General features: G+C 67.9%; 13 protein-coding genes and 1 tRNA gene. 11 read left to right on the top strand and 3 right to left on the bottom strand.

Annotated features, from left to right (window positions below; translation table 11 throughout):
* Positions 1–316: 316 nt before the first annotated feature.
* Positions 317–1,669, bottom strand: coding sequence for a hypothetical protein (locus AC1DW3_RS08305; protein WP_477930390.1), 1,353 nt, complete (start codon positions 1,667–1,669; stop codon positions 317–319).
* Positions 1,670–1,789: 120 nt separating this feature from the next.
* On the opposite strand from AC1DW3_RS08305, the gene AC1DW3_RS08310 reads away from it, so the two are divergent.
* Together AC1DW3_RS08310 and AC1DW3_RS08315 are read left to right on the top strand one after the other, a co-directional pair.
* The gene (locus tag AC1DW3_RS08310) at positions 1,790–3,436 is read left to right on the top strand and encodes a rhamnogalacturonan acetylesterase (protein WP_477930392.1); all 1,647 of its coding nucleotides are present in this window, start codon (positions 1,790–1,792) and stop codon (positions 3,434–3,436) included.
* Positions 3,437–3,489: 53 nt separating this feature from the next.
* A tRNA-Met gene (locus AC1DW3_RS08315) sits at positions 3,490–3,566 on the top strand.
* Between the two features lie 79 nt (positions 3,567–3,645).
* Here AC1DW3_RS08315 and AC1DW3_RS08320 read toward each other — a convergent pair.
* Complete coding sequence (locus AC1DW3_RS08320; RefSeq protein ID WP_477930394.1) at positions 3,646–4,872, bottom strand: vanadium-dependent haloperoxidase; 1,227 nt, start codon at positions 4,870–4,872, stop codon at positions 3,646–3,648.
* A gap of 219 nt (positions 4,873–5,091) precedes the next feature.
* Between AC1DW3_RS08320 and AC1DW3_RS08325 the strand changes: the two genes are divergently transcribed.
* Both AC1DW3_RS08325 and miaB read left to right on the top strand, forming a co-directional pair.
* Entirely contained in the window at positions 5,092–5,469 is a 378-nt protein-coding gene (locus tag AC1DW3_RS08325; protein ID WP_477930396.1) for a hypothetical protein, read from the top strand.
* The gene (miaB, locus tag AC1DW3_RS08330) at positions 5,466–6,824 is read left to right on the top strand and encodes a tRNA (N6-isopentenyl adenosine(37)-C2)-methylthiotransferase MiaB (RefSeq protein WP_477930397.1); all 1,359 of its coding nucleotides are present in this window, start codon (positions 5,466–5,468) and stop codon (positions 6,822–6,824) included. The genes AC1DW3_RS08325 and miaB overlap by 4 nt, the downstream gene beginning before the upstream one ends.
* On the opposite strand, the gene AC1DW3_RS08335 is transcribed toward miaB, so the two are convergent.
* Entirely contained in the window at positions 6,814–7,089 is a 276-nt protein-coding gene (locus tag AC1DW3_RS08335; RefSeq protein ID WP_477930399.1) for a hypothetical protein, read from the bottom strand. The two genes, miaB and AC1DW3_RS08335, sit on opposite strands and share 11 nt — an antisense overlap.
* Positions 7,090–7,142: 53 nt before the next feature.
* Between AC1DW3_RS08335 and hemA the strand changes: the two genes are divergently transcribed.
* From hemA to AC1DW3_RS08370, 7 genes are all read left to right on the top strand, one after another.
* Complete coding sequence (gene hemA / locus AC1DW3_RS08340; protein WP_477930400.1) at positions 7,143–8,405, top strand: glutamyl-tRNA reductase; 1,263 nt, start codon at positions 7,143–7,145, stop codon at positions 8,403–8,405.
* A gap of 78 nt (positions 8,406–8,483) precedes the next feature.
* The gene (gene prfA, locus AC1DW3_RS08345) at positions 8,484–9,569 is read left to right on the top strand and encodes a peptide chain release factor 1 (protein ID WP_477930401.1); all 1,086 of its coding nucleotides are present in this window, start codon (positions 8,484–8,486) and stop codon (positions 9,567–9,569) included.
* Between the two features lie 8 nt (positions 9,570–9,577).
* Entirely contained in the window at positions 9,578–10,387 is an 810-nt protein-coding gene (gene prmC / locus AC1DW3_RS08350) for a peptide chain release factor N(5)-glutamine methyltransferase (protein ID WP_477930403.1), read from the top strand.
* A 111-nt stretch (positions 10,388–10,498) separates the two neighbouring features.
* On the top strand, positions 10,499–11,071 hold the full coding sequence (locus AC1DW3_RS08355; protein WP_477930405.1) for a hypothetical protein: 573 nt from the start codon (positions 10,499–10,501) through the stop codon (positions 11,069–11,071).
* A gap of 54 nt (positions 11,072–11,125) precedes the next feature.
* Positions 11,126–11,440 carry a Grx4 family monothiol glutaredoxin gene (grxD, locus tag AC1DW3_RS08360; protein WP_477930407.1) on the top strand — a complete coding sequence of 105 codons (315 nt, stop codon included), beginning with the start codon at positions 11,126–11,128 and terminating at the stop codon, positions 11,438–11,440.
* Positions 11,437–11,997, top strand: coding sequence for a UbiX family flavin prenyltransferase (locus tag AC1DW3_RS08365; RefSeq protein WP_477930409.1), 561 nt, complete (start codon positions 11,437–11,439; stop codon positions 11,995–11,997). Before grxD ends, AC1DW3_RS08365 begins: the two co-directional genes overlap by 4 nt.
* Before the next feature lie 108 nt (positions 11,998–12,105).
* Positions 12,106–12,699, top strand: a complete 594-nt coding sequence (locus tag AC1DW3_RS08370) for a hypothetical protein (protein WP_477930411.1) — start codon at positions 12,106–12,108, stop codon at positions 12,697–12,699.
* Positions 12,700–12,714: the final 15 nt, after the last annotated feature.

A 12,714-nucleotide genomic window follows, 5' to 3' on the forward strand; every position in this document is an offset into this window, starting at 1 on the left:
ATATCGACCGGGGAGAGCTCGAAATGGCTCTCTCTAATGCCCCGAAGACAGTCTAGAGGTCGGGTTTCACGCTGTGTTCACACGCTGGCAAAGAATCACGACCGTGATTGCTTTGACTCCGAGAAAACCCTTGAAAGACGCAGGTTTCGATCACGCTGGTGATTATCAAGGGCCGCTCCCGCCTGTCGCCAGGCCTGCCCGGCAGGCCCGAATGAATATGGGCCAAACCCTTCACAGAAGAGTTTGGCCCAATATTGCGAGTATCAGTATCTGGAATTATTCAATCACCAATATATCCAAGACGATAGTCAGAATCTCATGGTTTTCTATCCAACCAAGCCTTGGGCACGGGCACGATGCAGATATTCATCTCGCGCCCGTCGGCAGACAGCATGGCGGACTGGATCTGGATCTTCCTGCCGTCGGGGCTGAAGGTCGGGTGGATGTGGTCGCGCGCCGTCGCCTTGTGGCCGGTGGTCAGCACCATCATTTCGCGCGTCTTGCGGTCGATCAGATAGAGGCTGCGGCCGAAGTCGTCGCCCGTCGCAAAGCGCCCGTCCGGCGAGCCATGCACATGCCACAGGCCGCTGCCCGCAGGCGTCTGGCCGGCAATGATGACCTCGCGGGTGCGCAGATTGACGATGGCCAGGCCGGTCGGCTTCTCGCGCGTGCCGGCATCGCCCCAGGCGGCGTCCTGGCCCGGGTTGGCGCCGCCCACATCGGTGGCGGCCGGCCGGTTCGGGTCGACGACGCCGGGAATGGCGCGGTGGCCCATGATGGCCAGGGCCACCTCGTCCTTGCCGATGAAGGCCTCGTGCGTGACCCACTCATAGGGCGCCTCAGGGTAGAGCGGGCGCAGGCCGCTGCCGTCGCCCTTGACGGTCCACGTGCGCTGCGGCGACTTGCCGCCCGTCTCCCAGCTGAACACCAGCTCGCCCGGGTTCCAGCTGTTGCTCTGGATATGGCCGATCTGGAAGGGCACGGAGACGACGTGCTTGATCTCGCCCGTCTGCACATTGATCTTGCCGATGGCATGGGGCCCGGCGCCCATGCCGCGCGGGCCGAAGGGCGGCTCGATCTTGGTGCCGGCCGGCAGCCTGGCCCCCGCGAAGGCCTTGCCGGTGACGCGGAAGTAGAACCATTGGCCATCGGCGTCCAGTGCGTTGTCGCCCACCGCTTCCAGCTCGGGCGGCAGCGTGCCGATGACGCGCTGGTAGCTGCTGGCCGGCTTCATGGCGCCGGCCTTGCTGTCGGCGAAGACGCGGTCCAGGTCCACCTCGATGGCCTGCATGGCCTTGGCCGCGCCGCCCTTGTCGGGCCGCAGGAAGTAGAGCTTGTTGCCACCCGACTGCGCGAGGTTGAGCATGCCGTCGTAGCCGCCCTCGGTGACCTGCACCATGTCGCCCGTCGCCTCGTTGACGGCGATGGCCTCGCCTTTGACGCGTGCCGATCGGAACACCAGCCACTGGCCATCGGCCGTCCATTGCGGGTGGCTGGGGTAGATCTTGGAGTCACCGCGCGGCTGGGTCGTCAGAAAGGTCAGCGGCGTGCCGGTGACGGGGTCGGGCACGACGCGCTTCTCGGAGGGGAAGCGCTGGCCGATCTGGGCCCAGGCGGGCGCCATCACGACCAGGAGAGCCAACAGCAGGGAGGTCTTGCGAAGCGACATGATGGGTGCCCGGTAGAAGTGGCGCGACTCTAGGACCGGCTCTGTTGCGCGATGTTGCTGGGCCTCAATCGCTCAAGAACTTGCGCCGTCCCGGGTCGGGCTGCTCCTAGCATCCGCGCCATGATCCGAACGCTCATCGCCCTGCTCTCACTGCTGGCCTGGCCTCTGGCCCAGGCCCAGACCTTCACCGCCAGCACCGACCCGGCGCGCGCCCAGGTCAAGCTGCCGGAGCCGGCTCGGCCCGAGCTGCCGTCCCTCATCCTGATCGGCGACTCGACGGTGCGCAATGGCCAGGATGATGGCCAGGGCAAGGGCGCCGAAGGTCAGTGGGGCTGGGGCAACCCGATCGCCGCTTACTTCGACACGAACAGGATCAATGTCGTCAATCGCGCCGTTGGCGGCTTGAGCAGCCGCACCTACCGCACGAGCGGCCACTGGGAGCGCACCAAGCCCTTCATCAAGCGCGGCGACTGGGTCGTCATGCAGTTCGGCCACAACGACGCCAGCCCCGTCAACGACAACAGCCGCGCTCGCGGCGTGCTGCGCGGCACAGGCCCCGAGAAGGAAGACATCGACAACCTGCTGACCGGCAAGCGGGAGACCGTCTACACCTACGGCGCCTATCTGCGCGGCTACATCGGCGAGATCCGTGCGGCCGGGGCCACGCCCGTCATCGCCTCGCCGGTGATCCGCAAACGCTGGGAGGCCGACGGTGTGAAGGTGACGCGCGCCGGCGGCAACTACGCCGCTTGGGCCGCCGAGGTGGCCAAGCAGGAGGGCGTGGCCTTCATCGACCTCAACGAGTGGGGTGCGCTGCGCTACGAGGCGCTGGGCAAGGCCACGGTCGAGAAGCTCTTCCCTGCCGACACACCCCAGGAGACCGTGCACACCAACTGGCTCGGCGCGGCGGTCAACGCGCAGCTCGTCATCGCCGGGCTGATCCAGAGCAAGCTGCTGCCGGACGACGTCTACACGCACCGCTTCGCGCCCGACGGCAGCGACGACCGGCCCGTGGTCGATGCGCGCAAGGTCAAGGTCGAGGCGCCGCGCGACGCCAGACTGCCCAGCCTCGTGCTGATCGGCGACTCCACCGTGCGCAGTGGCGGCCAGAACGGCGCCTACGGCTGGGGCGAGCGCCTGGCGCCCTTCTTCGACACCCAGCGCATCAACGTCGTCAACAACGCCATCGGCGGGCGCAGCAGCCGCACCTTCTTCACCGAAGGCCGCTGGGCGTCAGTGCTCGAGCAGTTGAAGGCCGGCGACACGCTGCTGATCCAGTTCGGCCACAACGACGGCGCCCGCATCGGCGACCCGGCCGGCAAGAACCGCGGCTCGGTGCCCGGCATCGGCCCCGAGGCCGTGGAAGACACCCGGCCCGATGGCAGCAAGGAGATGGTGCAGAGCTTTGGCTGGTACCTGGCTCGCTACATCGCCGACGCGCGCGCCAAGGGCGCCCATGTCGTCGTGCTGTCACCCATCCCGCACAAGGACCGTTGGCAGGCCGGCCAGCCACGCGACTTCGAGAACTACGCCGTCTGGGGTGAGCAGGTCGCGCGCGCCGGCGGCGCCCAGTTCATCGACCTGACCATGCTGGTCACCGAGGCCTATCGCGTCGCTGGCGCCGAGCGCGTCGAGACGTTCTTCTCCGACGCCCGCACCCACACGAACGACGCTGGCGCGGTCTTCAACGCCACCCAGGTCGTCGAGGGCCTGAAGCGCCTGCCGGGCCGGCCGCTGCAGAGCTTTCTGCACCCCGCCACGCCCTGATTTTCAGACCCACTTGCCAGCCCCGAAAAACTTCGCTTAGAATGGCGGGCTCAGGCGCTTTAGCTCAGTTGGTTAGAGCGATGGAATCATAATCCACAGGTCCGGGGTTCGAGTCCCTGAAGCGCCACCAAACAAAGCCAACGGGCTGTCCTTTTCAGGGCAGCCCGTTTTGCTTTGCGCCGTAGACCTGGTCCGCTGCACCTGGCCCGCTATTTCGCCGGGCCGGCAAAGCGCTGCTGGACCAGCGCCCCGACGGCCATGCCGATCTGGTTGCCCACCTCCGTCGAGTTCCGGTAATGCACGCCGTCATAGACGCGCGCCATGCGCACCTCTTCCATGAAGGCCTCGACGCTGTCCCACTCGCGCACGGCACCGGGCAGTGTGGGGCTGGTCGAGCTGAGGCGAGGCATGGCCTTGCCGCGCATCTCCTCGCGCAGCACCGCGCCAAGCGCACCCGACACCACGCAATGGGCGCAGGGGTATTCCGGGTGCATCGGCGTGGCGATGAAGGGCGTCCAGCCTGGGTCAGCCGCTGTCTTGCTGCCGCCGGCCATATGCTCGACGCGGATGGCCGTGATGGGGCGCCAGAAGTTGTAGGCGTACTTGGCGTCGAAGACGGCAATCAGCGCGTCGTCGATGGCCATGCCGGTGGCAGCGTACAGCCGCGCGTTCTGCACCACGGTGCGCCCGGGCAGCTGGCTGACGGCCTTCAGCACGGGGTAATAGATCATTGGCCGCGTGTCCTCCCAGAACCGCGCGATATCGGTCTGGGCCGCCGTACGGGCCGTGCTGCTCTTGCCACCCAGCGCACGCACCTCCTGCAGGTCGCGCGCCCAGCCCTCGCTGGCGAGATCGGGTGGCGGCCCGGGCCGGAACTGATCGGCACGCGCCATCACCCAGGGCGTGCGCCGCGGCCAGGTCGGGACGGCGGGAACCACCGTGGGCACGTAGCGGCCGGGCGTTGTCTGCCACTGATAGTTGTCAGGGCCAGCGGCACCATCGGCCGCGGCGCGCGCGAGCACCTGAGCGGCCGCCTTTTCGCCAACGGCGATGCCGTCCGCCTTGGCCGCGCCCTCGGGCATGTTTTTCAGCGCGGCGTGGTAGGCCGAGTCGATGGCCGCCTTCTCGGCCGGCATCAGGGCTGTCAGCGTGGCGCGGTTGGCGGCGGCCACCGCCGCCTCGATCGACGCACCGGCGGGTGCCGCCAGCCGCTGCAGCCAGGGCGCATAGCGGGGCTCGATACCGTTGACCGCCTCGAAGACGGCGAGCTGTACAACGGCCAGCATGCGATGCCCGGGCGCACCGGGGCCGGCCTTGGCCACCACGTCGCATGCCGTCTGATTCCAGTCGCTGATCACGTCGGCCCGCGCCGACGTGAGGCCGGCAACCAGGCTGAGAGCAGCCAGCAGGGTTGGAATTGCACGCCACGCCGTCATGTCGATCTCCTCATCCGAAGCCAACAACAACCATAGTCGGCGGCCCGGCTGCGAGCACCGCACGCTTGGGGGGGGGCTCCGTGCACAGGATTGCGGTCCGACCGAATGAATCGCCCAAGGTAAACTTGCGCCCCTTCGCTGGTGCGAGCACCGCGAAGCCCCAAGCGGCGCGAGCAAGCCTCGCGCCGTCTTCATTTACGCAGCCACTGGACACATACCATGTACCGCTGTGCACTCGCGCTGGCCCTGGCCGCCAGCAGTCTGGTCGCCCACGCCCAGACCCACCGTTTCTTCACACCCCAGACCCTGCGTGGCGAACTTGTCGTCACCCAGCACCCCGACGTGCTGCTGAACGGCAAGCCCGCGCGCCTGGCGCCCGGCAGCCGCGTCAAGGGCGATAACAATCTCCTCGTGCAGCCCGCCGGCATCGCAGGCAAGAAATTCATCGTGCACTACACGGTCGAGGGCAGCGGCCTGATCATGGACGTCTGGGTGTTGAACCCCGCCGAGCTCGCCAACAAGCCCTGGCCGACGACGCCCCTCGAGGCTGCGACCTGGCAGTTCAATCCGGGCAACCAGACCTGGATCAAGCGATGAGCACCGAAACGACGGGCAAGAAGGTCTACATCAAGACCTTCGGCTGCCAGATGAACGAGTACGACTCGGACAAGATGGCCGATGTGCTGGGCGCAGCGCAAGGCTACGAGCCGACCAACGATCCCGAGCAGGCCGACCTCATCCTGTTCAACACCTGCTCGGTGCGTGAGAAGGCGCAGGAGAAGGTCTTCAGCGACCTCGGCCGCGTGAAGCACCTCAAGGCCAAGGGCGTCATGATCGGCGTCGGTGGCTGCGTGGCCTCGCAGGAAGGCGCCGCCATCATCGAGCGCGCGCCCTATGTGGACGTCGTCTTCGGCCCGCAGACCCTGCACCGCCTGCCCGCCATGCTGGACGCCCGCCGCGAGCAGCGCCGCCCGCAGGTGGACATCTCCTTCCCCGAGATCGAGAAGTTCGACCACCTGCCGCCGGCCAAGGTCGAGGGCGCCTCGGCCTTCGTGTCCATCATGGAAGGCTGCTCCAAGTACTGCAGCTACTGCGTCGTGCCCTACACGCGCGGTGAGGAGGTCTCGCGGCCGTTCGACGACGTGCTGACCGAGATCGCCGGCCTGGCCGACCAGGGCGTCATGGAGATCAACCTGCTGGGCCAGAACGTCAATGCCTACCGCGGCAAGATGGGTGACACGGCCGAGTTCGCCGACCTGGCCCTGCTGCTGGAATACGCGGCCGAGATCCCCGGCATCCAGCGCCTGCGCTTCACCACCAGCCACCCCAACGAGTTCAGCCCCCGCCTCATCGAGGCCTACGGCAAGATCCCGCAGCTGGTGAACCATCTGCACCTGCCCGTGCAGCACGGCAGCGACCGCATCCTGATGGCCATGAAGCGCGGCTACACGGCGCTGGAGTTCAAGAGCATCGTGCGCAAGCTGCGCGCCATCCGCCCGGACCTGCGCCTGGCCAGCGACTTCATCGTCGGCTTCCCCGGCGAGACCGACGAAGACCACGCCAAGCTGATGAAGCTGGTGCACGACGTCGGCTTCGACGCGAGCTTCAGCTTCATCTTCAGCCCCCGCCCCGGCACGCCGGCCGCGGCGCTGGAGGACACGACGCCCTACGAGGTCAAGGTGAAGCGCCTGCAGGAACTGCAGGCCGCCATCGAGGCGCATGCCATCACCATCTCGCAAGGCATGGTGGGCAAGGTCGAGAAGGTGCTCGTCACCGGCAACGCCCGCAAGGACAGCTCCGAGCTGATGGGTCGCACCGAGTGCAACCGCATCGTCAACTTCCCCGGCTCGCCGCGCCTGATGAACCAGCTGGTGGACGTTCGCATCACGACGGCCTTCGCGCATTCGCTGCGCGGAGAGGTCGTCACGACTGAGGAGGTGCTCAGCGCTTGATGCTGAGCAAATACCACTGCGGCAGGGCCACGCCGAGCACCAGCAAGGCATAGCCCGCCATGCGGCCATCGCGGCCCAGCAGGACCAGCGCACCGATGGCAGCGGCCGTGCCGCCCGCCGCGCCCCAGAGCCACAACGTCCGCCAGCCCAGAGACTTCGCCTCACGCCGCCACAACCCCTTGATCGCCGCCGCCAGCAGCGCCGCCAGGCCCCAGGCCGGGGCAAACAGGTTGGCGATATGCCAGAAGGCGTCGAGTGGGCTCATGCGGCTTGACCGATGTCAGATGCGGAAAAGCCGCGAATCCTACAATTCAACCCATGTCGGTCTTTGCTCTCGGCCTGAACCACAACACCGCCCCGCTCGATCTGCGCGGGCGGTTTGCGTTCACGCTCGAGCAGCTCGCGCCTTCGCTGACCGGTCTGCGCCAGAAACTGTCGGGCACGCCCGAAGCGGCCATCCTGTCCACCTGCAACCGCACGGAGGTCTATGTGGCCGCGCCGTCGGCCCTGGTGCAGCCGGCCATCGCCTGGCTGGCCGACGCCGGCGGCGTGCAGGCCGGCGCGCTGCGCGAGCACGCCTATGTGATGCAAGGCAGCGAAGCCGCCCGCCACGCCTTCCGCGTTGCGGCCGGGCTGGACTCCATGGTGCTGGGCGAGCCGCAGATCCTCGGCCAGATGAAGCAGGCCGTGAAGGAGGCCGAAGCGGCCGGCGCCCTGGGCACGACGCTGCATCAGCTCTTCCAGCGCAGCTTCTCGGTCGCCAAGGAAGTGCGCTCCTCCACCGAGATCGGCGCCCACTCCATCAGCATGGCCGCCGCCGCCGTGCGCCTGGCCGGCCAGCTGTTCGAGGACCTGGCCAAGACGCGCGTGCTCTTCGTCGGCGCTGGCGAGATGATCGAGCTGACGGCGACCCATTTCGCGGCCAAGACGCCGCGCCAGATGGCCGTGGCCAACCGGACTCTCGAGCGCGGCGAGAAGCTCGCGACCCATTTCGGCGCCGAGGCCATGCGCCTGGCCGACCTGCCCGAGCGCCTGCATGAATTCGACATCGTCGTCAGTTGCACGGCGTCCAGCCTGCCGCTGATCGGCCTGGGCGCCGTCGAGCGGGCGCTGAAGAAACGCAAGCACCGCCCGATGTTCATGGTCGACCTGGCCGTGCCGCGCGACATCGAGCCCGAAGTCGCCCAGCTCGACGACATCTATCTCTACACCGTCGACGAACTCGCCGCCCAGGTGCAGACCGCCGGCGAGAAGCGCCAGGCTGCCGTGGCCCAGGCCGAGGCCATCGTCGAGACCGGCGTGCAGGGCTTCATGCACTGGCTGGACCAGCGCCACACGGTGCCGCTGATCCAGGCCCTGCATGCCCAGGCCGACGACTGGCGTGCGCTCGAGATCGCCCGTGCCCGCAAGCTGCTGGCCAAGGGCGCGGGCGTGGACGAAGTGCTGGACGCGCTGTCCAAGGGCCTCACCCAGAAGATGCTGCACGGCACGCTGGCCGAGTTGAACAGCAGCGATGGCGAGCAGCGCCTGCAACTGGCGCAGACGGTGTCGCGCCTCTTCCTGCGCGGCAAGCAGTCTTAGCGGCGATCTCGCTCGCCGCCCGGCGCCCAAGGATGGAATCCTCGCGCCGCCCCTGACTGCCCTTCTTGTTTGCCGCCCATGAAAGATTCCCTTCGCCAGCAGTTCGACCGCCTTGGCTTCCGCCTCGCCGAGCTCGACGCCCTTCTCGCCGACGGCAGCATCGCATCGGACATGAAGCGCTATCGCGCGCTGACCAGGGAGCAGTCCGAGGTGTCAGGCCTGGTCGAGCGCTACCGCCGCTATCAAGCGCACGAGGCCGACCTCGCGGCCGCGCGCGACATGCTCGCCGACCCCGAGATGGCCGAGATGGCCCGCGAGGAGATCGCCGCCAACGAGGCGGCCCTCGCCGCGCTGGATCACGAACTGCAGCTCGCCCTGATCCCCAAGGACCCCGACGACGAACGCAACGCCTTCCTGGAAATCCGCGCCGGCGCAGGTGGTGACGAATCGGCCCTGTTCGCCGGCGATCTGGCGCGCATGTACCTGCGCTTCGCCGAAGGCCAGGGCTGGCGCACCGAAATCCTGTCCGAAAACGTGTCGGACCTGGGCGGTTACAAGGAGCTGGTCGTCCGCGTGGAGGGCGACAGCGTCTACGGTCGCCTCAAGTTCGAGAGCGGCGGCCACCGCGTGCAGCGCGTGCCGGCGACCGAGACCCAGGGCCGCATCCACACCAGCGCCTGCACGATCGCCGTCATGCCCGAGCCCGACGAGGCCGAGGCCATCACGCTGAACCCGGCCGACCTGCGCATCGATACCTTCCGTGCCAGCGGCGCCGGTGGCCAGCACATCAACAAGACCGATTCCGCCGTGCGCGTCGTCCACCTGCCGACCGGCATCGTGGCGGAATGCCAGGACGGCCGCAGTCAGCACAGCAACAAGGCCAAGGCGCTGCAGGTGCTGCAGGCACGCATCCAGGAGAAGGAGCGCAGCGAGCGCGCCGCCAAGGAGGCAGCCACGCGCAAGGGCCTGATCGGCAGCGGCGACCGCAGCGACCGCATCCGCACCTACAACTTCCCGCAGGGCCGGTTGACCGACCACCGCATCAACCTGACGCTCTACAAGCTCGGTCAGATCCTGGACGGCGACCTCAGCGACGTGATCCAGGGCCTGCTCGCGGCGCAGGCAGCGGAGCAACTGGCCCAGCTCGAAGAAGGCCGCGTGTGACGGCCAGCTTGACGGTAGATGGAGCGCTCGCCCTCGCCCGCCGGCTCGGCGTCGAGCGCGGCGATGCGCAGACGCTGCTGAGCCATCTGACTGGCCAGGACCGCGCCTGGTTGATCACCCACGGCGACGCGCCGGTTCACGATGCTGAAGCCGCTTTGAACAGGCTGGCCGCTGGCGAACCGCTGGCCCATCTGACCGGCTGGCAGCCTTTCCACGGCCTGATGCTGCAGGTGACGCCCGCCACGTTGATCCCCCGCCCCGACACGGAAACCCTGGTCGACTGGGCGCTGGAACTGCTTTCCGGCCTGGCTGGCCAGCCCAGCGTCGTCGACCTCGGCACCGGCAGCGGCGCCATCGCGCTGGCCATCAAGGCGGCTTGCCCGCGCGCCCAGGTCACAGCGGTGGACTTCAGCGCCGACGCCCTGGCCGTCGCCCGCGCCAACGGCGAACGCCTGGGTCTGGCCGTCGACTGGCTCCATGGCAGCTGGTTCGAGCCGCTGGCCGGCCGGCGCTTCGATCTCGTCGTCAGCAACCCGCCGTATATCGCCGGCGACGACCCTCACCTGCCGGCCCTGCGCCACGAGCCCCGCACGGCGCTCACGCCCGGCGGCGACGGCTTGGCCGACCTGCAGACCCTTGTTGATGTTGCACCGCAACACCTCAACGACGGCGGCTGGCTGCTGATGGAGCATGGCTGGGATCAGGCCGCAGCGGTCGGCGCCCGCCTGACCGAACGGGGTTTTTCCCAGGCCACGTTGAGGCGCGACCTGGCCGATCGGCCCCGGGCCAGCGGCGGCCGCTGGCGTGCAACCAGCTGAAACCACCCCGAAATGTGTGATGTATTGCTGCCAGTTCTTCATTCCCGTAACTGACTGGCCGGCGTAGTATCAAATCCCGGTGCCACCCGATGCACCGCGCAGGAGACGATCATGGTCCGCCTCGCCAGCGCTGCAGTACTGAGCCTCTGTGTTCTCGCCGCTGTCCCGGCCTGGGCCGACGACAACGCCAATCCGCGCTGGCAGGCGCGATTGCAGTTGAACAGCGTCGACAGCGGCAGCGAGGCCCAGCAGCCTCATCTCGGCGGCTCGCGCGTGCTCAGCGCCAACCTGCTCGGCGACTACTACCTCACCAGTTCCGGTTTCTCCAGCCTGCGCGGCGGCCTGCGCGCCACCGGCGGCCTGCTGCTCGGCCCGCTGTCGATGTCGCAAAGCAGTGGCGGCCTGGCCCTGGGCAGCGGCCCCGTCGCCGCCGGCCGACGCAGCCTGTCGCTGAGCGGCCCCGACGGTTATTCGCTGGACAACGCCAACCTCTCCTACTTCGGCATCGGCTACACGGGCCGCGTGCACAACGGCGGCCTGGCCTTCAGCGCCGATCTCGGCCTGATGTCGGGCTCCTATAACGGCCTGCGTCTGGGCCGCAGCAGCGCCCAGGGCTTCGAGGACGCCATGCGCGACCTGCGCTTCAAGCCCCTGCTGCAACTGGGCCTGGCTTACAGCTACTGACCGCGGCCACGCCGCGTCTCGGATAATCACGGCTTTGCCTTTCCGAGAACTGCAATGAGCGACGTTCAGCAACGCATCGACGACCTGGTCAAGAACAACCGTGTCGTGCTCTTCATGAAGGGCACCGCCCAGTTCCCCATGTGCGGCTTTTCCGGCCGCGCCATCCAGATCCTGAAAGCCGCCGGCGTGAGCGACCTCAAGACCTTCAACGTGCTCGAAGACGAGGAAGTGCGCCAAGGCATCAAGGACTACGCCAACTGGCCCACCATCCCCCAGCTCTACGTCAACGGCGAATTCCTCGGCGGCTCGGACATCATGATGGAGATGTACGAGTCGGGTGAGCTGCAACAGGCCCTGACCACGGCGTGACCCGCCTTGTCGTCGGGCTGACGGGGGCGACGGGCGCGGCCTACGCGCTGCGCCTGCTGCGCCGCTCGCGCGAGCTGGGTGTCGAAACCCACCTGGTCGCGACACCCGCCGGCATCCTCAACGCCCACCACGAGCTGGGGCTGGACCGCTCCACGCTGGAAGCGGAAGCCGACCACGCCTACGCGCCTGGCGACATCGGCGCCTGCATCGCCAGCGGCAGCTTCGCGACCGCCGCGATGGTGGTCGCGCCCTGCTCGATGAAGTCCCTGGCCGCGATTGCCCACGGCCTGGGCGACAACCTGCTGACCCGCGCCGCCGACGTCATCTTGAAGGAGCGCCGCCGCCTCATCCTGATGGTGCGCGAGACGCCGCTCAACCTCGCCCATCTGCGCAATATGGTCGCCGTGACCGAGATGGGCGGCATCTGCTTCCCACCGCTGCCGGCCTTCTATCACCACCCCAAGACCATCGAGGAGATGGTCAACGAGACGGCCGAGCGCGTGCTCGAGCTGGCGGGCGTGGCGCACGCGCAGCCCAAGACCTGGACCGGGCTCTAACCCCCCACGTCAACGGCGAACTGCCCGGTGAATCGGGCCTTGCAGCGCCCTTGGGACCGCCCCCTTGCCCGCAAGATGCCGGCAGGAAAGACTCAGGGGAATGCCGTGGTGACTGGCCTCAACGCCTCGCTGCTCAACTATCTGTCGACGCAAGGCCTCGACAACTCGGCCGCCAATGGCAAGACGGCCGCCAATGCCCGCACCGGCGACAAGACGGTGACTTCGCAAGTGTCCCAGGCTGCCCTGCAACGCGCGGCCGGCACGGCCAAGTCATCGGCTGCCGTGCACCAGCTCGACATCGCCCAGAAGAAGCTGGGCGCCGAGCTGCGCACCGCGATGGACAAGGCTGGCATCCACCTGACGGCAGCCATCGACATCTCGGTGAAGAGCGACGGCAGCGTGGCCTTCAACGGCTCCGAAGCGGACAAGGCCGCGATGAAGGCCTTTCTGAAGGCCGACACCAGCCAGCCCAGCTTCGCCAACCGCATCGCCGACCAGGCCAAGGAGGCGATGAAGCTGTCGACGACGATTCAGCAAAGCGCCGCCATCTCTCAGGCGGCCAAGCTCGCCAGGTCGGCTGGCGGCGTCATGTCGCTCTACACCTCGCTGATGCAGCAGACCAGCAGCACCAGCGTGGTGTTCTCCGTCTCCGCGACGTCGAGCTCCCTGAGCTACCCGGGCGCGCTGGCGACCAACGCCTGACGCGCCCAGCGGTTC

This window comes from Roseateles sp. P2_H4 (assembly GCF_056403315.1).

Coding starts and splice junctions, on each gene's coding strand:
- AC1DW3_RS08335 (WP_477930399.1), bottom strand. CDS start 7,089: ATGAGCCCACTCGACGCCTTCTGGCATATCGCCAACCTGTTTGCCCCG.
- grxD (WP_477930407.1), top strand. CDS start 11,126: ATGAGCGACGTTCAGCAACGCATCGACGACCTGGTCAAGAACAACCGT.
- hemA (WP_477930400.1), top strand. CDS start 7,143: ATGTCGGTCTTTGCTCTCGGCCTGAACCACAACACCGCCCCGCTCGAT.
- AC1DW3_RS08355 (WP_477930405.1), top strand. CDS start 10,499: ATGGTCCGCCTCGCCAGCGCTGCAGTACTGAGCCTCTGTGTTCTCGCC.
- miaB (WP_477930397.1), top strand. CDS start 5,466: ATGAGCACCGAAACGACGGGCAAGAAGGTCTACATCAAGACCTTCGGC.
- AC1DW3_RS08310 (WP_477930392.1), top strand. CDS start 1,790: ATGATCCGAACGCTCATCGCCCTGCTCTCACTGCTGGCCTGGCCTCTG.
- AC1DW3_RS08305 (WP_477930390.1), bottom strand. CDS start 1,669: ATGTCGCTTCGCAAGACCTCCCTGCTGTTGGCTCTCCTGGTCGTGATG.
- AC1DW3_RS08325 (WP_477930396.1), top strand. CDS start 5,092: ATGTACCGCTGTGCACTCGCGCTGGCCCTGGCCGCCAGCAGTCTGGTC.
- AC1DW3_RS08320 (WP_477930394.1), bottom strand. CDS start 4,872: ATGACGGCGTGGCGTGCAATTCCAACCCTGCTGGCTGCTCTCAGCCTG.
- prfA (WP_477930401.1), top strand. CDS start 8,484: ATGAAAGATTCCCTTCGCCAGCAGTTCGACCGCCTTGGCTTCCGCCTC.